Here is a 23,510-nt window from a genome sequence, read left to right as displayed (position 1 = left end):
GATATTTTAATGACAGTTTACATCATGATTATGGCCTTTCTGGATTGTCATGGCTTCAGCTTTGGGAGAAATGTAAGGAATTCCCAATTCAAGTCCTCTAACGATAAAGAGCCCGCCTAAAATAATCATGATAATAGGGATCGCTTTTAAAACCTTCATCCTGAAAGCCTGATTCATGAGATTTCCGACAAGAACTATCGCAAACATGAACGGAAGTGTTCCTAATCCAAATAAAGCCATATATAAAGCTCCCTGCCATATTCCTCCGCTTGCTAGACTTGCCGTAAGAGCCATATAAACCATTCCACAAGGTAAAAATCCATTTAAAATACCCGTTGTAAATCTTGAACGATAGTCTGCTTTTTGAAGGAGCCTTCCTAAATTTGATTTTACTGAAAAAAGGAATTTGGAGAAAAAAGGAATTTTGGACGCAAAATCTTTTCCTCCAAAAGAAAAAATGGCCATAATAATCAACAGGATTCCAACACCAATTGTTAAGTACCGCTGAAATCCTGCCATTTCAAATCCTTGCCCAATGATCCCAAGAATACCACCCAAAAGAGAATACGTAAATATTCTTCCAAACTGATAGGTGAGATTCTGAAGATAAAAATTAGTAGCCTGTTTCTTTGTTAATCCCATCGATAATGCAATAGGGCCACACATTCCGATACAGTGAAAGCCGGAAGCAAAGCCTAATCCAATTGCCGATAAAATAAGTGCTATTTCCATATCACATCATAATCCATTCTGTAGTTGACCTTGTCTCTTGTCCACATTAATCGTAGGGTATAACCTCCGGTTTTTAATACCTTTGAAGGAATAACAAACGATTGATTTGCATCCAATTGTTCAGATCTTTTGATATCTAAATTCTGGTCATCTGTTCTGTTTAAAACAAACTTTACAGTAGTATTGGAATTATTATAATCTTTTGGGAATACTATTTTAATTCCATTTGTATCTTGAGTGTAAGCAGGTTTTTCCTTAAGTTCATCTGCTCTCCTTTTAGCATCTATCACATCCTGGTATTGTAATTCTTCTTCATAATAATTATCAGTTACCATTTCTGAATTTTTCTGCCCGTTCGGGAAAAGAAATAACATAGATAAAATAAAGATAATAAATGCAGCTAATGCCAATACAACACCGTGTCCCCAACTAAAGTTTTTCATTGCTTCCGGATTTTTTTTATTTGTCTTATAGTATATCATTAAAAAACCTCTGTCATTTTCATTTGACTACATGAATGCGAAAATATGGAGGTTTCTGAGAATTAAAAATCTAATTTAAATGGTCCTTCGAAATAAGTTTTATAAGAATCAACCAGTTTTCCTTTCATATCATAAACACCAATTGTAATGTTTTGCTTAGATAACTTCATGGCATCTTCAGGGAAACTTATGTTGATTGTCCCTTTCGATATCTTATCTCTTTCTACAGTAATTTTACTCGATGCACTGTAGATAATTTCACCTTTAGCAGGCTCTATTACTTTGATGGTTACAATTTTCTTGTCGTTTGTCTTATTTAAGAAAGTGTAATTATATGTATTGGTGATCTTACCATCCCTTACAAAAAATGTACTTCCTGCAGGTTTAATGAATTTAGCCTCCATTTCTCCGCGGTTGTACAGAAGGTAGCCGAGGAATCCAACAAGCAGTACGAGAACAACGGCAAATCCTTTCATCCTTCCCGTAAATTTGAATGGCGTTTGATTTTCAATCTCATTTTCAGATGCGTAGCGGATCAATCCTTTCGGAAGACCTACTTTCTCCATCACTTCATCACAGGCATCAATACAAGCGGTACAGTTCACACATTCCAACTGTTGCCCATCTCTGATATCAATTCCTGTAGGACAAACTACGACACATTGATGGCAATCTATACAATCTCCTTTTCCCGCAGCTTTTCTATCCTCGCCCTTTCTCCATTTTGACCTGTTTTCTCCACGTTTGAAATCGTAGAATACATTGATGGTATCTTTATCAATTAATACACCTTGTAGTCTCCCGTATGGGCAAACCAATGTACATACCTGCTCCCTGAACCAAGCAAACACAAAGTAAAATGCTGCTGTTAGAAGAATCATTACGATGAAATTGGTTGGATTGGCAAAAGGACCTTCAGAAACAATTCTGAAGACTTCTTTATATCCCACGATATACATAAACATAAAGTGGGTAATGATCAATGATATTACAATGTATACAAACCACTTTAAACTTCTTTTCCAGATCTTTTCGCTATCCCATGGCTGTCTGTCCAGCTTCATCTGCTTGTTTCTGTCACCTTCGATAAGGAATTCTATTTTACGAAATATCGATTCCATAAAAATTGTCTGAGGGCATATCCACCCGCAGAAAATTCTTCCGAATGCAATCGTAAAAATAATAATGAATATCAAAGATGCTATAGCACCCAAAGTAAGGATAAAAAAGTCCTGAGGATAGAAAGGCTGTCCGAAAATAAAGAACTCCCTATCGATAACATTGAATAAAAGGAAAGGGTTACCATTAATTTTTAAGAATGGAACAGCAAAGTATATAACCAATAAAGTATAACTTACAATGTTCCTATAGTTGGTGTATTTACCTTTAGGTTTTCTTGGGAACACCCATTTTCTTTTTCCGGATTGCTCCATAGTCCCTATAGAATCCCTGTAAGTCTCAGGGTCCAGAACCTGTCCCTGTCCGCCGCGTACTTCTATTTCTTCTATGTCTGACATTTTGTAGTGTATTTAAAAAAAGAAAAGCATAATTGGTTACTATTTTTTTTCTAATAACAAATTATGCTTTTCATATGTTTTAATTTTCTTTAAATTATTCTTTTTCCCAATGAGCTTCTGTTCCCTGAGGAGCTGCTCCACCTTGAGCCGGTGTAATTGGTGGTTGTTCCTGATTGATGTGATATACAAAAGCTGCAATTTTCTCAATTTCGGCACCTGAAACCTCACCATTTTTACCAAACGGTCTCATGGCAGGGTTCGTAGGAGAACCATTCCAGTCCATATGGAAAACATTTTTAAATAAAGTCTTCTCTGGTTGGTTGATCCAGTAATTATCCGTTAAGTTCGGACCAATACCTCCTCTTCCGTCTTCTCCGTGGCAAGATGCACAGTTTGTTTTGAAAAGCTCTTTACCATCTGCAATATTATCAGCCGAATATTTCGCTGTTTCAATGGTTACAGGAGGCTGAGATTTTTCGTACTCTGCAATACTTGCGATTTGCTCTTTATATTCTTTTTCATATTCGCTTAATGGATGAGCGAAGTCTGTAAAAGAGTATGCACATATATATACAATACAAAAAGCAGTCCCAAAATAAAATAAACCTACCCACCATTTTGGTAATTGATTATCGAGCTCCATAATTCCATCGAAGCCATGGTCGATAAGGATGTCTTTTTCCTCTGTAACAGATTGCTTTTTGAATGCACTGTCATACATTCTTCTTAAGAAAGGAATCTTTTTCTCAGCAAGGTAAGCCGCTTTTTCTTCAGGAGACAATTTTTTGAATCTATTATTTTCAATCAGGTCTCCAATGGCGCTATGAATATAAGCTAAGATAGCACTTATCACAACAGTTCCCCAGAAGTATGGTGAAGCTAGAAACGAGTAGCTTTGTACAAATAAATAATAAAAAACTATTAAAAGTCCAATTATTATTAAAATGTTTACAACAACCGGTGTTCTTTGTTTCATAATAAATTTTTAATTTTTTAAATTAAAGTCGTCTTCGTCATCCTGCAGAGGAGCCTCTTCTTCTTCCTTGTAATATTTTTTAGGTCTGCTAAAAACATATATTACCAAAGCTACGAAGAACAGCATAAAGAAAATCAGAGCCAGCGTCTGGTAAAAACCAGCGTTTTCTGTATTGGATAATATATCTTTAAAGTTCTGAGGAATCATTGAGCTTTAATATTTTTTAGTTATTACTTGCTGTTTTTATTTCTGTTGTTTTGATATCAGTACCTAATCTTTGAAGATAAGAGATAAGGGCTACAACCTCTTTTTTCTCTAGTTCACCTTTAGGTCTCTTCGCATAAGCCTCTTTCAGGTCATTTGCTTCAGAGAAAATATCTTTTACAATCTTCGCTGCCTGGTTATCTGCCCACTTGTTTGCAGAATCTATCTGAGGCTTTGTATATGGTACGTCAAAAGTATTTTTCATCAGTAACATTTTATCAACCATTTTAGATCTGTCTAAGTTCGTAGCGATTAACCAAGGGTAACGAGGCATGATAGAACCCGCTGATGTCGATCTTGGGTTATACATGTGCTTATAGTGCCAAGAACTAGGGTTTTTCCCTCCTTCTCTATGTAAATCCGGTCCCGTTCTTTTTGAACCCCACAAGAATGGTCTGTCATAAACAAACTCACCCGCTTTTGAATATTGTCCGTTTTTACCGTTAAATCTTACGATCTCATCTCGGAATGGTCTTACCATCTGAGAGTGACAAGCGTTACAACCTTCACGGATATAAATATCTCTACCTTCAAGTTCCAACGGAGAATAAGGCTTCACTGCTGAAATGGTAGGTACACTTTTCTTAAGTGATAAAGTAGGTATAATTTCAACTGAACTACCGATAGAAATAGTGATGAAAGATAAAATACCTAATAATACAGGAGTTCTTTCTAACCATAGGTGAGTTCCTTCTCCTTCTTTTCTGTTTTTGCTGATGTTTGCTAAAGCAGGAGCTTCTGCAGGAACTTCTTTCTGGAATGATCCTTTTCTTACCGTTGCAACAACGTTTACGATCATTAAAATAGCTCCTGAAATGTAGAAGAATCCTCCTAAGAATCTCATTTTAAAATAAGGGATAATAGCTGTTACAGTATCCAACCAGTTTTTCCACAATAGGGTTCCGTCTGGATTGAACTGTTTCCACATCAAACCTTGAGTAAATCCTGAAATATACATTGGTACTGCATAGAAAATAATTCCTAAAGTCCCTAACCAGAAATGCCAGTTAGCTAGTTTTACAGACCATAATTTTGTTCTCCACAAGATAGGTACAAGATAATAGATTACACCGAATGCCATGAAACCATTCCATCCCAGTGCACCTAAATGTACGTGTCCGATTACCCAGTCAGTAAAGTGACCGATCTTGTTGATATTTTTAGTTGCTAAAAGCGGTCCTTCAAAAGTTGCCATACCATAACATGTAACAGCCACCACGAAGAATTTAAGGATAGGATTTTCTCTTACTTTATCCCATGCTCCTCTTAAGGTAAGAAGACCATTAAGCATTCCTCCCCATGATGGAGCGATAAGCATAATAGAGAACCCTGTTCCTACTGCCTGTGCCCATGCAGGAAGTGCAGTATACTGAAGGTGGTGAGGACCAGCCCAGATATATACGAAAATTAATGACCAGAAGTGGATAATAGACAGTTTATATGAGAAAACCGGTCTGTCTGCCGCTTTTGGCAAGAAGTAATACATCAAACCTAAAACCGGAGTTGTTAATACGAATGCTACTGCATTGTGACCATACCACCATTGTACGATAGCATCTTTTACCCCTGCATATGCTGAATATGATTTCCATCCTGTGAAAGATAACGGAACTTCTAAGTTATTAAAGATGTGAAGCATTGCTACTGCGATCCAGGTACCAATGTAGAACCAGATAGCTACATAAAGGTGTCTTACCCTTCTCTTAGCAATAGTTAAGAACATGTTGATACCGAAAATGATCCATGAGAAAGCAATTAATATATCGATTGGCCATTCGTGCTCAGCATATTCTTTAGAGGTGTTGATCCCCATAAAGAATGTAATGAACGTAGCAACAATCATAAACTGCCAAGTCCAGAAATGTAACCAAGATAATGTATCGCTATACATTCTTGTTTTTAATAATCTCTGTAATGAGTAATAAATACCGGTATAAACGATATTACAAACGAATGCAAAGATTACCGTGTTGGTGTGCAACATTCTGATTCTACCAAAACCAAATGCACCATGAGTATTAATTAGCCCTTGGATATTACCACTCTTCAAACTCTGAATGGTAGTATCATCTGTACCAAATAAAAATTCAGGAAGTTCAGGGTAGAAAAGCATTAAGGCTGCTGTAAGCCCGAACAAAAACCCTATAAGCCCAAAAACTATGGTCGCATAAAGAAATGCCCGAACAATACTGTTGTCATAACTAAACTTTTGTGTCTCCATATCAACTATTCACTTTTTTCTTCAATTTTATTATTTTCTCCTTTTTCTTTCTCGTCTGTTTTGTTGCCATCTTTCTCTTTCTCCTTTATTTCACCGGAGTCAAAAAGAATTCGTACAGCAGGAGATTCATCATCCTCAAACTGTCCTTTTCGGGCGTTAACTATAAAAACGACCAAGAAAATTGCAGCTAAAGAAACACTGCATAGGATCATTAAATATAGAATATCCATCAGACAACAAAATTAACCTATTTTCGGGGTTCAAATTTAGTGAAAAATAATGACATTCATCACGAAATACCGATTCTTGCTAATTTAAAATCAGTCTAAATAAGGGCTTCTACGCCTCTTTGGTAAAGTATTTCCGTCCTAAGATCCAGGTTGAAATTGTAGTGAATGCAACTACAGTGATTGAGCTTATTGGCATGATTATCGCTGCGAATAGCGGATGCATATGGCCTGTGACAGCGTAACTTAAGCCTACTATATTGTATAAAAAGCTTATTATGAATGTCATTTTAACAATAGTAATTGAGCCTTTGCAAACGTTCAGGTACCTGTCAAGGGTAACCACTTTGTCACCATTCATGATGACATCAGATGAAGGAGTAAAGGTATTGGTGTCATCTGCAATGGCTATTCCTACATTGCTTTGTTTCAATGCTCCTGCATCATTTAATCCATCTCCCAACATGGCAACTTTGTAATTTTTATCCTGGAGTTGCTTGATGTAATTTAATTTATCCTCCGGGCTTTGATTAAATGCCATCGCCTGATAGTTGGGGATAATTTCCTTTAACTGATTTTCTTCAGAAGAATTATCTCCGCTTAAAATGAAGATTTTATAATGGTTGAGCGTTTTGAATAAGTTTTTAAGGCGACTTCTATATTCATTTTTGAATATGAATTTACCTAGAAATTCATTGTTTTTACTGATGTAGACTGCCGTTTCAAGATTTTTAGATTCCTGATTATTATATTTTGCAGATCCTATCTTATAATGAGCTCCTCTTACAGTAGCCTCATATCCTTTCCCGGAGGTCTCAACGAAATTATCAACAGGGAAGTAGTCATCATTAATATCAATAAATTCGTATAAAGATTTTGAAAGCGGGTGATTTGAATTTTTTAATAAGGTTTTGATATTCAGTGAGTCGAATTCTGAAATGGTGGAACCTTCATACTTGATATTTGTTTTTTTGCGGTGGGTAATGGTTCCGGTTTTATCAAATACAAGTGTGTCGATTTTTGCAATTTTCTCAATGGTCAGGGTATCCTTTACATAGAATTTATTTCGTCCTAAAATCCTCATAATGTGCCCGAAAGTAAAAGGAGCGGAAAGCGCCAGCGCGCAAGGACAGGCAATGATCAATATGGCAGATACCACCTGGAACATTTTTTCCAGATCAATGAATGACCAGTAAATTCCTGAAATCAAAGCTATGCCTAAGATGATAAATGTGAAATACTTGCTGATGTTATTGGTGAGAGTGTCAAGTCCTGTTTCGTATTTCTTAAATGCTTCCTTATTCCAAAGTTGAGTAAGATAACTTTGGTCCACATTTTTGATCACTTCAAGTTCAAGAGAAGAACCTATCTGTTTTCCACCGGCAAAAATTTTATCTCCCGGTTGTTTACTTATGCTTTCACTTTCACCAGTGATGAAACTGTTATCGATATTTCCTTCCCCGTTAATAAGAATAGCATCTACGGGGATGATTTCCTGGTTTCTAACCAGAATCCGGTCTCCTACTTTAACTTCTGAAAGTAAGATATTGTCCTGCTTTCCATCAAAATCGACTTTGGTAACTGCAATTGGATAAAAAGATTTGTAATCACGGTCATATGAAAGAGCGCTATAAGTTCTTTTCTGGAAGGTTTTTCCTAACAGCATGAAGAATAATAGCCCGCAAAGTGTATCGAAATAGCCAGGTCCGTAGTCTGTTGCTACCTCATAAATACTTCTTCCGAAAAGAACGAAAATACCCAAAACAATAGGAACGTCAATATTAACGATCTTGTTCTTTAAACCATACCAGGCCGATTTGTAATAATCTGAAGCTGAATAGAAAACTACAGGAATGGCAAGCAGAAACATTAATGTTCTAAAAAGTCCTTTGTAGTGCTGCATCCAATAATCTTCACCTCCAATATACTCAGGAAAAGCAAGGAACATTCCATTCCCAAACGCAAAACCGGCAATGGCAAGTTTAACAAGAAGGGACTTATCAAGATGATCCACGTTTTTCTCTGCCGTTTCCAGGCTAATGACCGGTTTGTATCCGAGGTTGGTTAAAAATTTAGCGAGTTCGCTTAGTTTTAGATCGTTATGGTTGAAAGAAACCTGTAGGGTCTTTCTGGTAAAATTGACCTGTGAATATTTAATGCCGTCGTTCAGGGTATGAAGGCTTTCCAAAAGCCAGATGCAAGATGAGCAGTGGATTACAGGGATTTTAAAAGTCACAAGGCTTGTATTGCCTTCTGAAAAATCGGTGACTTTTTCAAAAATTTCCGGGGTGTCCAAATAATCGAACTGAGAGGAATTTTCGTCCGGACGAATTCCTGCTCTTTTATTCAGTTCATAAAAATTACTTAGATTGTTGGTATTCAGAATTTCGTAAACTGACTTGCAACCGTTGCAACAAAAAATTTTTTCATCAAAAAGAATTCGTTCTTTTTCTATGCCTTGACCACAATGGAAACAGTTCTCGCTCACCTTCATAAATTATTGAGGTACAAAATTATAACAAATTTTTTTGTTTATCGAGTTAAAATGTTCTATTTTTGTGATAAATGTCATATTAAAATGTCGCAGGAACAACAGATTGCAATTGAAGAGAGGTTCGCCAGAGTTTTTAATGATAAATCTTTTAAGGAAAGACTTTCAAGCGCAGATTTTGAAAAATACATTAGCACAAAAAAGAAATTAAAATTTCAGAAACACGATACTATTTTCGAAGATGGAGAAACTCCAAAGGGAGTATATTTTTTAGAAAATGGTGCTGCTAAACTTTCTAAATCCGGAGCCTTTGGAAAAGATCAGATCTTAAGGTTTATCAAAGAAGGTGATATTATTGGCTACCGTTCTTTACTTTGCGGAGAAAATTTTCAGGCTAAAGCTGAAGCAATGACTGATATTGAGTGTACTTTTCTACCTGCAGATGTATTTATGTATCTTTTAGAGGTGGATTCTCAATTGTCTTTCGTAATGCTTCAGAAAATAGCTTATGAATTAGGAGAATCTTCAAACACGATTACTTTCCTTGCTCAAAAAACCGTAAGAGAGCGATTGGCTGAAATTTTATTGCTTCTGGAACAGAAATTAGGAGTAGATCCGGAAGGGTTTATCAAAATTTCTTTAACAAGAGAAGAAATTGCCAATATCATCGGTACAGCTACCGAGAGTGCTATCCGTCTGATTTCCGAATTCAAACAGGATGATCTGATAGAAGTGGACGGAAGAAACATCAAGATCCTCAACCACGACAAACTAATGAAACTAGGTCACGTAGTTTTATAAATCATAAAAAAAATTTAAGTCGGCGGAAGCCGACTTTTTAACTTTTAAAATATAGATACATTATGTCTGTTCATTCTGAAATAAAAAAAGTTACGACTGAAACCTTGCGTAAAATGAAGTTCGACAAGGAAAAAATAACAATGCTTACAGCCTATGATTTCACTACAGCAAAGATGGTAGATGCAGGAGGAGTAGATGCTGTTTTGATAGGAGATTCTGCAGCCAATGTAATGGCAGGTTTTGAAACTACGCTGCCTATTACTCTTGATCAGATGATCTATCATGCTCAAAGCGTTGTACGTGGAGTAGACAGAGCTCTCGTTATTGCTGACCTTCCTTTTGGAACTTATCAGAGTAATCCTGAAAAAGCATTAGAGTCTGCCGTGAGAATGATGAAAGAGGGCGGTGCCCATGCTGTGAAAATTGAAGGCGGTAAAGAGATTTCAAAATCAATCAAGAAAATTGTTAATGCAGGAATTCCTGTGATGGGGCATTTAGGATTAACCCCTCAGTCTATTTATAAATTCGGAACTTACAAAGTAAGAGCGAAGGACGAAGCAGAAGCTGAGAAACTGATCAGTGATGCGCAGCTTTTAGAAGAATTAGGGTGCTTTTCTGTTGTTTTAGAAAAAATTCCGGCAGATTTGGCTAAAAAAGTATCTGAAAGTATCTCGATTCCGACAATCGGAATCGGAGCAGGCCCTGACTGTGACGGACAGGTTTTGGTTTATCATGATATGGTAGGAATGAACCAGGGGTTCAGTCCAAAATTTTTGAGAAGATATCTTGATCTTTACAGTGAAATCACAGGGGCGGTTGCACAATATGTAAAAGATGTAAAAGAGGTTACCTTTCCTAATGAAAAAGAAAGCTATTAATGAGAGATAATCAACAGACTATACAAGGAGTTATTTCCGTTATCGCATTGATCTGCCTTGCCGTAGGATGGTTCAATTTCTTTTCACCGGAAACTAATGATATTCTCTCGAAAAGGGTATTTTACATCGTCATAGGAATAAGTTTTGCCATTCAAGCTCCTTTTCTGTCTAACAGAAATTTTGTATATCCAATGTATGCTGCCGCAGGTCTTTGTATTGTTGGCGCTTTTCTTCCATTGGAATCAAGGCTGGCTGCAATGAAAACACTTGGGCTTCTTGCAGGGATTATTCTTTCTTTGTCGAACAGACGACAGATTAATTAAATGTAAAATGGAGGAGCAGATTGCTTATGAAGACAACCATCTCCTGGTTGTAAATAAAAAAGTCGGTCAGCTTGTACAGGGTGACAAGACCGGTGATGAATCGTTATTAGAATCAATAAAGAACTTTATAAAGAAAAGAGATGCTAAACCGGGAAATGTTTTTCTCGGTTTGGTTCATCGTATAGATCGTCCGACATCAGGTTTGGTTATTTATGCCAAAACCTCAAAAGCCCTTTCCCGTCTTACCCAGATGGTTAAAAACAGGGAAATTAAAAAAACATACTGGGCTGTTGTTGCTAAAGAAATGATTCCGCATCACCAGAGGCTGGTTCATTATTTAAAGAAAAATGAGAAAAATAATAAAGCCATTGTTTTTCCAAAGGCAACAGATGGAGCGAAAGAGGCAATTTTAACTTATAATGTTATTAAAACCCTGGACAATTATATGCTTCTTGAAATTGATCTGGAAACAGGAAGACATCATCAGATCCGGGCTCAACTTTCCAAGATTGGAGTTCCAATAAAAGGTGATTTGAAATATGGAGCACCCCGGTCCAATCCGGATGGAGGAATCAATCTTCATGCACGGATGCTTACATTCATCCATCCCGTGACCAAAGAAGAGATCAGAATTGTAGCTCCTGTTCCGCAAAATGATGCCATATGGAGAGCATGCGAAGAATAAGTCTGAATATAAAAGTTAATCTTAACATTATACTATTAAACATACAAAAGACCCTCTAAAAGCAGATGGTCTTTTTGTTTTTAATGAAATCATTTTGCCTGTTTTGAAAAAATAACTAACTTCGTCCCATACTTTAGGGGTGTCTGTTCACAAGCAGACTGAGACTTTACCCTTTGAACCTGATCTGGATCATACCAGCGTAGGGAAAAGTGAGATGACTTTTTGCTGTACATTTCTATTGTACAATTATAGCCATTCCTAAAGTGATTTATAACAAAAATCTTGGAATGGAACTTATAATCAATCACACACGGAAAACTTTCGATATTCCACCGGAAAACCTGGAGGCTTTGATGGCTCTGGAGGCACCCGGCCGCAAAAAAGGAATCGCTGTTGCCTTAAACAATCGTATTATTCCCATTTCCTCCTGGCAGAATACTGTACTTCAGGACCAGGATTCAATTTTAATTATTACCGCAACACAGGGCGGCTAATCTTCGTAAAACCCCAATAATTTTATGGCACATTCAATTACGCGTTCGCCATTTCCGAACTCAAAGAAAATTTATGTTGAAGGAAGCATTCATCCTATTAAGGTTGCTATGCGCGAAATCCTATTGAGCCCTACAAAGCTCAGCAATGGAACATTGGAGAATAATCCTCCTGTCACGGTTTATGATACGTCAGGACCTTATACGGATGAAAATTCGCAGATCGATATCCAGAAAGGACTTCCAAGAATAAGAGAGCAATGGATACTGGAAAGGGGAGATGTAAAAATTCTCGACGGAATATCGTCCGAATATGGGAAAGCCCGTTTGGCAGATCCGAAACTGGATGAATTACGTTTTTCTTATAACCATAAGCCAAAAGTCGCTCTGGAAGGAAAAGAAGTAACCCAGTTATACTATGCAAAACAGGGGATCATTACTCCTGAAATGGAGTACATTGCCATCCGTGAAAACCAAAGAATAGAACAGCTTGATTTTGTTTCCAAAGAAATGTCTTCCCAGCATGCCGGGAACAATTTCGGGGCAAGAACTCCTAAAAATAAGATTACTCCTGAATTTGTAAGAGAAGAGATTGCTGCCGGAAGGGCAATCATTCCTAATAACATCAACCACCCAGAAAGTGAACCGATGATTATAGGGCGGAATTTTTTAGTAAAGATAAATGCCAATATTGGTAACAGTGCTGTTTCTTCCAGTATCGATGAAGAGGTCGAAAAAGCAGTGTGGGCATGCAGATGGGGTGCGGATACTATTATGGATCTTTCCACAGGAAAAAATATTCACGAAACACGGGAATGGATCATCAGAAATAGTCCTGTACCTATCGGAACTGTTCCTATTTATCAGGCACTTGAAAAAGTGAAAGGAGTTCCTGAAGATCTTACCTGGGAAGTATTTAGAGATACCCTGATCGAGCAGGCTGAGCAAGGCGTTTCGTATTTTACCATTCATGCAGGAGTGCTGCTCAGATATATTCACCTTACCGTTAATAGAGTAACGGGAATTGTTTCGCGCGGAGGTTCTATTATGGCTAAATGGTGTCTTTATCATCACAAAGAAAACTTCTTGTACACGCATTTTGAAGAGATTTGTGAAATCATGAAAAAATATGATGTAGCTTTTTCTTTAGGTGACGGACTTCGTCCGGGATCTATTGCAGATGCTAATGACGCTGCACAATTTGCAGAGCTGGAGACTTTAGGAGAGCTTACGAAGATTGCTTGGAAACACAATGTACAGGTAATGATTGAAGGTCCCGGTCATGTTCCGATGCATATGATCAAAGAAAATATGGATAAGCAGCTGGAAGAGTGCCACGAAGCACCTTTCTATACGTTAGGGCCGTTAACAACAGATATTGCACCGGGCTATGATCATATAACTTCAGGAATCGGAGCTGCCATGATCGGATGGTTTGGATGTGCAATGCTTTGTTACGTTACCCCTAAAGAACATCTAGGACTACCCAATAAAAAAGATGTGAAAGACGGGGTTATTACCTACAAGCTGGCAGCACATGCTGCGGATTTGGCAAAAGGACATCCAGGTGCTCAGTACAGAGATAATGCTCTGAGTAAAGCAAGGTTTGAATTCAGATGGGAAGATCAGTTTAATCTTTCCCTGGACCCTGAAACGGCAAAAGCATATCATGATGAAACATTACCGGCAGAGGGAGCAAAGATTGCGCATTTTTGTTCCATGTGTGGTCCTAAATTCTGTTCCATGAAAATTACTCAGGAAATACGGGAATCCGCTGAAATGGGGATGATGATAAAATCACAGGAGTTTATCGAGAACGGAAAGGAAATTTATTTATGATCATTGTCATAAGTCCTGAAAACATTTTAATCAATGAAGCAGAATGTGTCAATAAGATGTTTCAGGATGGGCTGGAATTATTTCATATCAGGAAACCTTTTATCACTGAGGTAGAAATGATCGTTTTCTTGGATCAGATCGATGCATCATTCCGTCATCGATTGGTAATGCACGGTTATTTTGACCTGGCAGCAGAATATGGCATTTCAAGAATACACTTCAGAGAAGAGGACCGTATTAATGGATTGCATTCATGGCGTGCAAAAGGTTCGGTAATCTCTACATCGGTACATGATATCATTTGTTTTAATGCTCTTGAGCCCAATTGGGAATATGCTTTTTTCAGTCCATTTTTCTCAAGCATTTCAAAACCGGGATATGGAGAACATTCTAAGGTTTTGGAGAGGATAGGACTTCGGAATAATCATGATGTGAAACTTATTGCTTTAGGAGGAATCTATGAGGAAAACATGGAGATAGCACTGAGATCGGGAGCAGAAGGTCTTGCCTTGCTGGGAGGGATCTGGATGAATGAGCAACCTGTAAAGGCATTTAATCAGTGCAGGAATAGAATGTTGGAATATAATTATCAAAACAGGTAGAAATTGGTCAAAGAAAAATTACAATATATTTCCCAGGGAAATACAAAAGAAGAACAGGAATTGAATATTTACAGGGCTCTGGACGCCGGTGTAAAGTGGGTGCAGGTTCGTTGGAAAAACGCGCCTGGGAAAGAGCTTTTTGAATTGTGTGAAAAATCAAAATTACAATGTACCGAATACGGGGCAATATGTATTATTAACGATCACATACATTTGGCAGAACTCGTAGATGCTGATGGTGTCCATTTAGGATTAGATGATGATACAATCACTCAGGCAAGACAAATTCTGGGTCCTGAAAAAATAGTCGGGGGAACAGCTAATACATTAGAGGACGTCCTGCAAAGAATTGATGAATCTTGTGATTATATCGGTTTGGGGCCATTGCGGTATACACCGACAAAGGAGAAATTAAGTCCGGTACTGGGCTTTAAAGGGTATCAGCAACTGATCCGGGATTTAGAAAAAAGATCGGTTAAAATTCCTGCAATCTATGCAATTGGAGGTGTACGTCTTGAAGATGTAGAATTATTACAGGAAATTGGAATCCATGGAGTTGCTGTCTCCGGACAAATTACAGGCAGGCCGTCTGTCGTTAATGAATTTATAAAATCTTTCAAATGAATCATATACTAACAATTGCAGGAAGAAGTTTCGAATCAAGGCTATTTCTGGGAACGGGTAAATTCGGAAATCTGGCAGAAATGACGCAATCCATTATTGCATCAGAAAGCAATATGGTGACAATGGCACTGAAAAGAATTGATGCTCAATCTGAGGATGATGGTATTCTCACGGCACTGCAGCCCACCAATACCCATCTTCTGCCTAACACCTCCGGAGCCCGTACTGCCAAAGAAGCGGTACTAGCTGCGCAATTGGCCAGAGAAGCGTTAGAAACAAACTGGGTGAAACTGGAAATACATCCGGACCCTAAATATTTACTGCCGGATCCTATAGAAACATTATATGCAACGGAAGAACTTGCGAAGCTTGGGTTTATTGTAATGCCCTACATTCATGCTGATCCCGTTTTATGCAAACGGTTAGAAGACGCAGGGACAGCAGTGGTTATGCCATTGGGAGCTCCTATCGGAACGAACAAAGGTCTTCGGACGTTGGATTTCCTGGAAATTATCATTAGCCAGAGCAAAGTTCCTGTGGTAGTTGATGCAGGAATAGGAGCCCCATCTGATGCGGCAAAGGCCATGGAAATTGGTGCTGATGCCGTATTGGTGAATACTGCTATAGCCGTGGCAAAGGATCCGATCAGTATGGCAATTGCATTTAAGGAAGGGGTTATTGCAGGAAGAAGAGCTTATGAAGCCGGACTGGGCTCGATTAGTTCCCATGCTGAGGCATCAAGCCCCTTGACTTCATTTTTATTTGAATAAATCGTATTAGAATGAAAAATTTTGAGGAGGTTTTCACATCCTATGAGTGGAATGATATTAAACAAAAACTGGAAAATGTCACTTTATCCGATGTAGAATACAGCCTTCAGAAGAAGCAGAAAACATTAGATGATTTCCTTAATCTTATTTCAATGGCTGCGGCACCGAAATTAGAAGTGATGGCTGGCATGGCGAGAGCGATTACCCAAAAACGTTTTGGCAAAGTAATCCAGCTGTATGCACCTTTATACCTTAGTAACGAATGTCAGAACATTTGTACCTATTGTGGTTTTAGCTTAGACAATAAACTGAAAAGAAAAACACTTTCCGATACTGAGATTATGATAGAAGCAACGGTTCTGAAGGCGATGGGAGTAAATCATATATTGCTGGTAAGCGGTGAAGCGAATAAGACCGTAGGAATTGCCTACTTTCTGAATGCTGTTCGGTTATTAAAATCCCATTTTGCCAACATTTCTATCGAAGTACAGCCATTGTCAGAAGATGAATACCGATTACTCCATCAGGAAGGAGTTCATTCAATCCTTGTGTATCAGGAGACTTATCATCAGGAAGTGTATAAGCAGTATCATCCGAAAGGTAAAAAATCAAATTTTAATTTTCGTCTGGAAACACCTGACCGAATAGGAAGAGCAGGGATCCATAAAATGGGGTTAGGTGTTTTATTAGGATTGGAAGATTGGAGAGTCGATAGCTTCTTCAATGCAGCCCACATTGATTACCTGCAAAAGCAATATTGGAAAAGTAAATTTTCCGTATCATTTCCGAGATTACGGCCCGCTGAGGGAATCATAGAACCCAACTTCATTATGGAAGATAAAGAGCTTTTGCAACTCATTTGTGCTTACCGGATATGGAATGAAGATCTTGAAATTTCCATTTCTACCAGGGAGAATGAAAATTTCAGAAATCATATTGTATCTCTTGGAGCCACTTCCATGAGTGCCGGATCTAAGACTAATCCGGGAGGCTATGCTGTAGATCCTCAATCGTTGGAACAATTTGAAACCAGTGATGAAAGAAGCATGCAGGATATAAAAAATGTGATCAGGAATGCGGGATATGATCCTGTTATGAAAGATTGGGATTCTGTGTACAGTGGTTTTTAATAGAATGATCATGAATAGCGAAGAAATGTTTTCCAGATACAGCCGTCAAATTTTTATTGATGAGATTGGTACTTCAGGGCAACGAAAAATACTTAATGCGAAAGTGCTTGTTGTGGGGGCTGGTGGATTGGGGAGTCCTGTTATTCAATATTTGGCAGCGGCAGGAGTTGGCATTTTAGGGATCGCAGACTTTGATAAAGTAGAGCTTCATAATCTGAACAGGCAGATTATTCATAATGAAAAAAGTGTAGGGATATCCAAAGTGTCCAGCGCAGTACAATTTGTTGAAGCACTTAACAGGCATATTACTATTATTCCCATTGATGAAAAGATAGATCTTTCAAATGTTGAAAGGATAATTTCCAGATATGACCTGATTGTAGACGGATCAGATAACTTTTCTACACGGTATTTAATTAATGATGCTTGTGTGAGACTAAAAAAGCCGGTGGTTTATGGAAGTATTCTGGGCTTTTCCGGTCAGGTGGCAGTATTTAATTACAGAGAGAGTAAAAACCTGAGGGATCTTTTTCCTGAACCACCGGTGGATGAAGATACCCCGGATTGTGATAGTTTAGGTGTTCTGGGATCATTACCCGGAATAATAGGAAGTATGATGGCACATCTGAGCCTGAAAATAATTACAGATCTTCCTGTGAATACCAATCAGCTGACTTTGGTCGATACTCTGGACTGGAGATTTCGCACCATCGATTTTTAATTATATTGTTTTTAAATAAATCGGGCAATAAGAATATTCTTACTGCCCGATTTTATGATAATTGATATGTTGATGTAGTATTAAAAGACTATAACCTGATTATTTACTATCCTGCTGCATTACCCCTCCGTTATCCTCTTTCTTGCTGCTGTTTAAGATATTCGGATCCTCTTTAGCCAGTTTGTTTTTGGTTGGGATCTTGTAATTAATGGAAAGTCCGAAATTTCTTGTGTCATATTTTGTTCTCAAAGTAACCGCTTCTCCGGATGGCGGATTAGAACGGACCTGCATTACCTGTCCGTTAAAAATATCATTAGCAAAAACAGAAACAGTAAGACGGTTATCCAAAAACTTTTTAGTCAGTGTAATATCCAGTGAATTGCTGAATGGTTTTTCTGCTGTGAAGTAGAAATAACCTGCTTTTGGCGTCAGGTAGCTGTAGTTTGCTGTTAGCTTAATCTGTTTAGGCAGAATAAGTTGGGTCATCACATTGAAAATCCAGAATCCTTTGTTGTTTAAATTATCAATATCATGTTTCTGATATCCGGCATACAGATACATAAAATTGATTTTGTCTGGATTAAAATCAAACTTCATGATTTCGCTCATGGGCTTACTAAAAATCATGAAAGGGACAGGAAGCCCTACATTGAAATTGTGGATCCTCATGCTGGAAATGTTTATCTGCTCATTAAACAGGTTTTTTCCATTTTTTCTGATGATCTGTGCAACCTGATTTTTAGCTGAGCTTACACTATATCCGATGAATGCATAATCAAAGGCAGAAAGTTTTACTTCATAATTGTCAAAGATCGTAGGCTGCAGATTCGGATTTCCGGTAACCTGGGTATTCGGTCCCTGAAATGTAGTGTTATTGGGATTAAGTGCAGAAATACTTGGCAGACTGATCTTCTTGTTATAGTTTGCTGAAACAGAAACCTGATTCATAAAGCTGTACTGAACGCTTGCATTTGGAAATAATTTAAACTTATTAAAAGGGATCAGATTTTTCTGAACTATTGCACCGGTACTGTCAATCACCCTTGTAATTCCAGAGATGTCATAATTTTCAGCCCTTGATCCTAATGTGAAATCGAATTTTTTCAATTTAGCCTGGAACTCAAGATAGGTGGAAGCGGTCTGTCGTTGATAGTCCAGATTGGTCAAACCTCTGCTTTGGGTATCGAAGTTTTGTTTTTCATATAATCCACCGAAACTTACCTTTCCTCCATCAAGGATCTTGATTGGTTGCGAATAATCCACTTTAAAATTAGCAATTCTCATGTCAGATTCATTGTTCAGTAAAAGGCCATCCGAAAACCTTGGAAAGTTTTCGTTAGGATTGATGTAACTGATATCTCTGAAAATATTATTCTGATCAAATTTACTCGTTGATTTGGTATATCCGAACTGGAAATCCAGTTTTTGAGATTTATCACTAAAGCGTTTCTGATAGGTTATTACCGCTTCCTGTCTCAAATTATTCGTGTAAGCGGCATCAAATGCATGAAAATATCCTTCCCTGATACTGTCTTTAACAGGAATGTACGGTAGGTCAGCAAAACCGTTACTATCTGTGTAATTGCTGTTTTTATTATGATAGATATCGTAATTTAATAATAATCTGTCCTGTCCCAGATCAAATGTTAAGCCCGATTTCGCGAAATAACCACGGCCGATTCTATCCGTATTGCTTAATAATAAATCATTTTGATTCGAATTCAGCATACTTTCCCGATAGTTCTGTCCGATGTTCAGCTGCCATCCGAAATATTTATTACGGGCGTTTAAATTTAAAGAGTTGCTGGTTCTGCTTCTCAACTTACCGTAGTTGGTAAATGAATAATTTCCTGAATAAGTTGCCGTAAGATATTTATTGGCATTTTTGTTCGTAATGATATTCATAATTGCACCCCCGGAAGTTGCCGGGAATTCAGCGCCAGGTTGAGTGATCACTTCAATTCGGTCTACAGAATTGGCAGGCATCCCTTCCAAAAATGAATTGAGCTCATTGGAAGTAATGTTTAAAGGGCGTCCGTTAAGATAAACATCAAGGATCTTTCCCTGATACATCATACCGGCAATATCAGTAGACACCAGACCCGGAAGTTTTTTGATACCCTCTAAAACATTTCCGTTGTTCAGCTGGGGTTGTTCTGAAAAATCAAAAATAGTCCGGTCTGCTTTTTGTTCAACGGCTTTTTTAGTTTTGGTAATTACAACCCCTTCGATCTGCTTTTCCTTGACCTGGTTGTTGGTTTTTTCCTGAGCCTTTGTGACAATAATGCTTAAGGAAAATAAAACGAGTACAATTTTTTTCATAATGGTTTTTACTACTACTCAGTTAGACGTTTAAAATAAAAAAATGTTACAAGGAAAGTTTTTAGAGGGTTGTTTTATTCCATGAAATACCTCACAATAGAATATAATCATATTGCATCATCATACGGCTTGGTTTTGCGATTAATTTAAAAATTTTACAAATTATTTTTTTATTTGTAAAATAGTTATATCTTTGCCTCACAATTATCAAGAATCTCATAGATGGGATAGCAACCTGCAAAACAAGCAAGGTGCTGAAATAGATAAGCCGGCAAGCTCCGGAAAAAATGTTTTTCTATTCATTCCCATCTTACAATTTTTGTTTAAAATTTAAAATCAATGTTTAAGAACAGGGAAAATTACAGCACAATGAATTTGACTTTTTGCCCGGCAGATATCGAAGCAAAGCTTCTGTATGCTGGTGATCACTCATGGCATTTCGTGATGTGTATGTGTTGTTGTTCTTAGCCTCTGGTTTCTATTAACTAATAAAACCGTTTATCATTTTTCTTTTAGCCTTGTGTTTTCAAGGTTACAGGATACTTTTTGCTTAAAATTTTAAGCAAACAAAAAAATTATAACAAAAATTTAAAAATAAAACACATGCGCCATTTTAAAAATAGAAGTATCATTGCTTCGGCCACTTTAATTTCGACGTTTTACTTCGCCCAGTCTGATACTCTAAAATCAAAAAAAATCGATGAGGTTGTTCTTCTCGGTTCAAGAGGATCAGGTAGATCATTAACAGATACTCCGGTTCCAGTAGACGTTATTAACATTTCAAAAATATTGAAACAAAGCCCGGTTAATAATATAAGCCAGGCTCTAAACTATATTGTCCCTTCTTTTTCCTCCACATCGCATACTGTAAATGACGGGACGGATTTTGTGGATCCTGCACAATTGAGGGGTTTAGGTCCCGATCAGGTTTTAGTTTTACTTAATGGGAAAAGAAGGCATCAGTCTTCACTCATCAATGTAACCCTTACACCAGGTAGGGGTTCGGTGGGAACAGATCTTAATGCGATTCCTGCTTTTGCTTTGGATAAAATTGAAGTGCTTCGGGATGGTGCTTCTGCACAATACGGATCTGATGCTATTGCAGGAGTTGTCAATTTAGGTCTTAAAAAAAGATTGGGGTTATCCGGTCAGTTATTTTTGGGAGGATATGCTTCACCGGTTACCAACAATTTTTCCGGTGGACTGGATGGAGAAACCATCTCTTTAGACCTGAATTATGGATTCAAACTTGGAAAACAGGGTTTCTTCAATATTACCACATCAACACAATACCGGGATCCTTATTCCCGAGCTGGTGTGAGGAATGGCGATATATACAATGCCTATAATGCTATTAACTACAGGGCTGCTCAAGATGGGATAGATATAGACGGGCTTTATAAGAATATAAATAATACTTCCAATAGCCAGCAAATTATCAATACGATTAAACAATATGCAACAAAAGTAAATTATTTTTCATCTGATTTACAGAATAAAATTGCAAACGCCAATAACATTTCAACTTTACAGGGTTTATTAGGAGGGGATGTTACCAATGATGAACTTGCATATAGAGGACTTCAACGGAAAGACTTCAGTATCAGGGCAGGACAGTCGAAACTACAATCAGCCCAGGTATATTATAATTCGGAAATTCCGATTAATGATGACTGGAAGGTGTATTCTTTTGGAGGATATAGCTACAGGCTGGGGAATGCCGGAGGTTTTTTCCGTTTGCCTAATACCGAGAGAAATATCAATTTTATAACACCCAACGGATATCTGCCACAGATTGAGTCTACCATTAATGATTATTCATATGCAGCTGGGATCAAAGGAAAATGGAATGACTGGAATATAGATCTCAGTAACACTTTTGGAAAGAATACTTTCAAGTTTGGAGTTGTTAATACTTTTAATTCTTCATTGGTCAACAACTCTCCAAGAAGATTTGATGCAGGTGGACTTGAGTTTTTGCAAAACACCCTAAACCTTGACTTTTCCAAAAAGTATGATGTATTGCATGGGCTGAACATTGCATTTGGAGGGGAATACCGTTATGAAAATTATAAGGTGAATGCCGGTAACGAGAATTCTTATGCCTCTTATGATATTTATGGAAATGTAGTGACCGTAAATACTCCAAAAAATGAGCTTGTGACTGATTTTTTTGGCGTAACAAGACCTGCCGGTTCCCAGGTATTTCCGGGATTTAGTCCGGATAATGCTGTTTCCGGAAATAGAAATAGTGTGGCCGGATATGTAGATGTGGAGCTGGAACCAACGGATTGGTGGCTGGTAGAAGGTGCTTTGCGCTATGAAAACTATTCAGACTTTGGATCTACCTTTAATTATAAACTAGCGACTAATGTGAAGTTGGCTGATAATTTTAATTGGAGAGGTGCTGTTTCTACAGGTTTTAGAGCCCCTTCATTAGCCCAGATCTATTATAGCTCAACATCAACCTTAATTCAACAGGGCAATACTACCCAGGTAGGAACTTTTAGGAATAATTCCGAGGCTGCACAGGCGCTTGGGATTCCAAAACTGAAACAGGAAACCTCCCAGTCGTACAGTACAGGACTTACTTGGAAAGCTCCAAATTTGAATCTTGTGGTTACAGCAGATGTTTATTATATTAAAATTAAAGATAGAGTAGTGCTCACTGATTTGTTTTTCAGGCCTAAAGGTACTAGAGGTGTAGATTTTCCTGAAGGATCGGATCAGGCGATTCTGCAGAATGCTTTTGACCTTGCAAGAGCTAGTGCCGCCAACTTTTTTGCGAATGCTGTGGATTCCCAAACCAAAGGGCTTGATCTTACCATTTCCCAGACATCCAATTTAGGTTCAGGAATTAACCTGGAAAATAACTTTGGGCTCAATCTGAATCAGACCAGAAGAATAGGAAATATTCATGCCTCCCCAAAATTAGTTAGCCAGATAGACAGTTACTTTTCTGAGCCTAACAGGATTTACTTTGAAGAAGCTGTACCCCGTGTAAAAGCAACTCTATCCAATAATCTTAGAGTTTCCGGATTTAATATTTTATTGAGGAATTCTTTCTTTGGAAAAGTAACCGACGCTGATGTATTGGATGCTAATTTTGATGGTGTAGTAGGAAAACAGGAACACTTTGTATTGAATAATCGTTTTGTAACAGATCTTTCAGTAGGCTATGACTTCAGTAAAAATATATCTGCAACCATTGGAAGTAACAATATATTCAATGTGATGCCTTCTAAAAATCCACTAATCAATTCCCTGACAGCAGATAATCAGTTTGTATACTCCAGACAGGTTTCCCAATACGGTATTGGAGGGCGATTTCTGTTTGCAAGGGTAGAATTTAAGTTTTAAATGCTCTGGAAGCTTTGAAGCATAAAGCCATATAAATAAAGGCAGAGATTTCAA

21 protein-coding genes and 2 riboswitches are annotated in these 23,510 nt (G+C 37.7%); of the genes, 12 read left to right on the top strand and 9 right to left on the bottom strand.

Going from position 1 to position 23,510, the window contains the following annotated elements; genetic code table 11:
* Positions 1-6: 6 nt before the first annotated feature.
* The 8 genes from ACNFU2_RS12835 to ACNFU2_RS12800 all read right to left on the bottom strand — a co-directional run bounded on the left by ACNFU2_RS12835 (position 7) and on the right by ACNFU2_RS12800 (position 8,907).
* On the bottom strand, positions 7-732 hold the full coding sequence (locus ACNFU2_RS12835; protein ID WP_172281252.1) for a sulfite exporter TauE/SafE family protein: 726 nt from the start codon (positions 730-732) through the stop codon (positions 7-9).
* On the bottom strand, positions 723-1,175 hold the full coding sequence (locus ACNFU2_RS12830; protein ID WP_172281250.1) for a FixH family protein: 453 nt from the start codon (positions 1,173-1,175) through the stop codon (positions 723-725). The genes ACNFU2_RS12835 and ACNFU2_RS12830 overlap by 10 nt, the downstream gene beginning before the upstream one ends.
* 101 nt (positions 1,176-1,276) lie before the next feature.
* Positions 1,277-2,731, bottom strand: a complete 1,455-nt coding sequence (gene ccoG / locus ACNFU2_RS12825; protein WP_172281248.1) for a cytochrome c oxidase accessory protein CcoG — start codon at positions 2,729-2,731, stop codon at positions 1,277-1,279.
* A gap of 94 nt (positions 2,732-2,825) precedes the next feature.
* Positions 2,826-3,707, bottom strand: a complete 882-nt coding sequence (locus ACNFU2_RS12820) for a cbb3-type cytochrome c oxidase N-terminal domain-containing protein (RefSeq protein ID WP_172281246.1) — start codon at positions 3,705-3,707, stop codon at positions 2,826-2,828.
* A gap of 9 nt (positions 3,708-3,716) precedes the next feature.
* Entirely contained in the window at positions 3,717-3,914 is a 198-nt protein-coding gene (locus ACNFU2_RS12815; protein ID WP_089028120.1) for a cbb3-type cytochrome oxidase subunit 3, read from the bottom strand.
* Positions 3,915-3,930: 16 nt separating this feature from the next.
* Entirely contained in the window at positions 3,931-6,192 is a 2,262-nt protein-coding gene (gene ccoN / locus ACNFU2_RS12810) for a cytochrome-c oxidase, cbb3-type subunit I (protein WP_172281244.1), read from the bottom strand.
* Between the two features lie 5 nt (positions 6,193-6,197).
* Complete coding sequence (ccoS, locus tag ACNFU2_RS12805; RefSeq protein ID WP_172281242.1) at positions 6,198-6,422, bottom strand: cbb3-type cytochrome oxidase assembly protein CcoS; 225 nt, start codon at positions 6,420-6,422, stop codon at positions 6,198-6,200.
* A gap of 109 nt (positions 6,423-6,531) precedes the next feature.
* Entirely contained in the window at positions 6,532-8,907 is a 2,376-nt protein-coding gene (locus tag ACNFU2_RS12800) for a heavy metal translocating P-type ATPase (protein ID WP_273650011.1), read from the bottom strand.
* A 90-nt stretch (positions 8,908-8,997) separates the two neighbouring features.
* Between ACNFU2_RS12800 and ACNFU2_RS12795 the strand changes: the two genes are divergently transcribed.
* From ACNFU2_RS12795 to ACNFU2_RS12745, 11 genes are all read left to right on the top strand, one after another.
* A complete protein-coding gene (locus ACNFU2_RS12795) occupies positions 8,998-9,711 on the top strand; it encodes a Crp/Fnr family transcriptional regulator (protein WP_172281238.1) in 714 nt (237 codons plus the stop codon).
* A gap of 62 nt (positions 9,712-9,773) precedes the next feature.
* Positions 9,774-10,589 (top strand): 3-methyl-2-oxobutanoate hydroxymethyltransferase, encoded by an 816-nt coding sequence (gene panB, locus ACNFU2_RS12790; protein WP_172281236.1) that lies wholly within the window; start codon positions 9,774-9,776, stop codon positions 10,587-10,589.
* Complete coding sequence (locus tag ACNFU2_RS12785) at positions 10,589-10,912, top strand: hypothetical protein (protein ID WP_273650008.1); 324 nt, start codon at positions 10,589-10,591, stop codon at positions 10,910-10,912. Before panB ends, ACNFU2_RS12785 begins: the two co-directional genes overlap by 1 nt.
* Positions 10,913-10,919: 7 nt before the next feature.
* On the top strand, positions 10,920-11,597 hold the full coding sequence (locus tag ACNFU2_RS12780; RefSeq protein ID WP_273650005.1) for an RluA family pseudouridine synthase: 678 nt from the start codon (positions 10,920-10,922) through the stop codon (positions 11,595-11,597).
* 125 nt (positions 11,598-11,722) lie between these two features.
* Positions 11,723-11,820: riboswitch (TPP riboswitch) on the top strand.
* 64 nt (positions 11,821-11,884) lie between these two features.
* Entirely contained in the window at positions 11,885-12,091 is a 207-nt protein-coding gene (thiS, locus tag ACNFU2_RS12775) for a sulfur carrier protein ThiS (protein WP_172281231.1), read from the top strand.
* 24 nt (positions 12,092-12,115) lie between these two features.
* Positions 12,116-13,927, top strand: coding sequence for a phosphomethylpyrimidine synthase ThiC (thiC, locus tag ACNFU2_RS12770; RefSeq protein WP_273650003.1), 1,812 nt, complete (start codon positions 12,116-12,118; stop codon positions 13,925-13,927).
* On the top strand, positions 13,924-14,529 hold the full coding sequence (locus ACNFU2_RS12765) for a thiamine phosphate synthase (RefSeq protein WP_273650001.1): 606 nt from the start codon (positions 13,924-13,926) through the stop codon (positions 14,527-14,529). The genes thiC and ACNFU2_RS12765 overlap by 4 nt, the downstream gene beginning before the upstream one ends.
* A gap of 3 nt (positions 14,530-14,532) precedes the next feature.
* On the top strand, positions 14,533-15,153 hold the full coding sequence (locus ACNFU2_RS12760; RefSeq protein ID WP_273649999.1) for a thiamine phosphate synthase: 621 nt from the start codon (positions 14,533-14,535) through the stop codon (positions 15,151-15,153).
* Positions 15,150-15,923, top strand: coding sequence for a thiazole synthase (locus tag ACNFU2_RS12755; RefSeq protein ID WP_273649997.1), 774 nt, complete (start codon positions 15,150-15,152; stop codon positions 15,921-15,923). Before ACNFU2_RS12760 ends, ACNFU2_RS12755 begins: the two co-directional genes overlap by 4 nt.
* An 11-nt stretch (positions 15,924-15,934) precedes the next feature.
* Complete coding sequence (thiH, locus tag ACNFU2_RS12750) at positions 15,935-17,053, top strand: 2-iminoacetate synthase ThiH (RefSeq protein ID WP_172281225.1); 1,119 nt, start codon at positions 15,935-15,937, stop codon at positions 17,051-17,053.
* A gap of 10 nt (positions 17,054-17,063) precedes the next feature.
* Complete coding sequence (locus ACNFU2_RS12745) at positions 17,064-17,774, top strand: HesA/MoeB/ThiF family protein (protein WP_273649994.1); 711 nt, start codon at positions 17,064-17,066, stop codon at positions 17,772-17,774.
* A gap of 99 nt (positions 17,775-17,873) precedes the next feature.
* On the opposite strand, the gene ACNFU2_RS12740 is transcribed toward ACNFU2_RS12745, so the two are convergent.
* Positions 17,874-20,096 carry an outer membrane beta-barrel family protein gene (locus ACNFU2_RS12740; RefSeq protein ID WP_273649992.1) on the bottom strand — a complete coding sequence of 741 codons (2,223 nt, stop codon included), beginning with the start codon at positions 20,094-20,096 and terminating at the stop codon, positions 17,874-17,876.
* Positions 20,097-20,295: 199 nt separating this feature from the next.
* Positions 20,296-20,394, top strand: a riboswitch (SAM-I-IV-variant riboswitch).
* Between the two features lie 305 nt (positions 20,395-20,699).
* Here ACNFU2_RS12740 and ACNFU2_RS12735 point away from each other — a divergent pair.
* Entirely contained in the window at positions 20,700-23,456 is a 2,757-nt protein-coding gene (locus ACNFU2_RS12735; protein WP_273649990.1) for a TonB-dependent receptor plug domain-containing protein, read from the top strand.
* The last annotated feature ends 54 nt before the right edge of the window (positions 23,457-23,510 follow it).

Source organism: Chryseobacterium sp. PTM-20240506 (genome assembly GCF_048296755.1).
Classification (GTDB): Bacteria; Bacteroidota; Bacteroidia; order Flavobacteriales; family Weeksellaceae; genus Chryseobacterium; species Chryseobacterium proteolyticum.
Note: the sequence above shows the minus strand (reverse complement) of the source record. Positions and strands in the feature narration are given on the sequence as shown.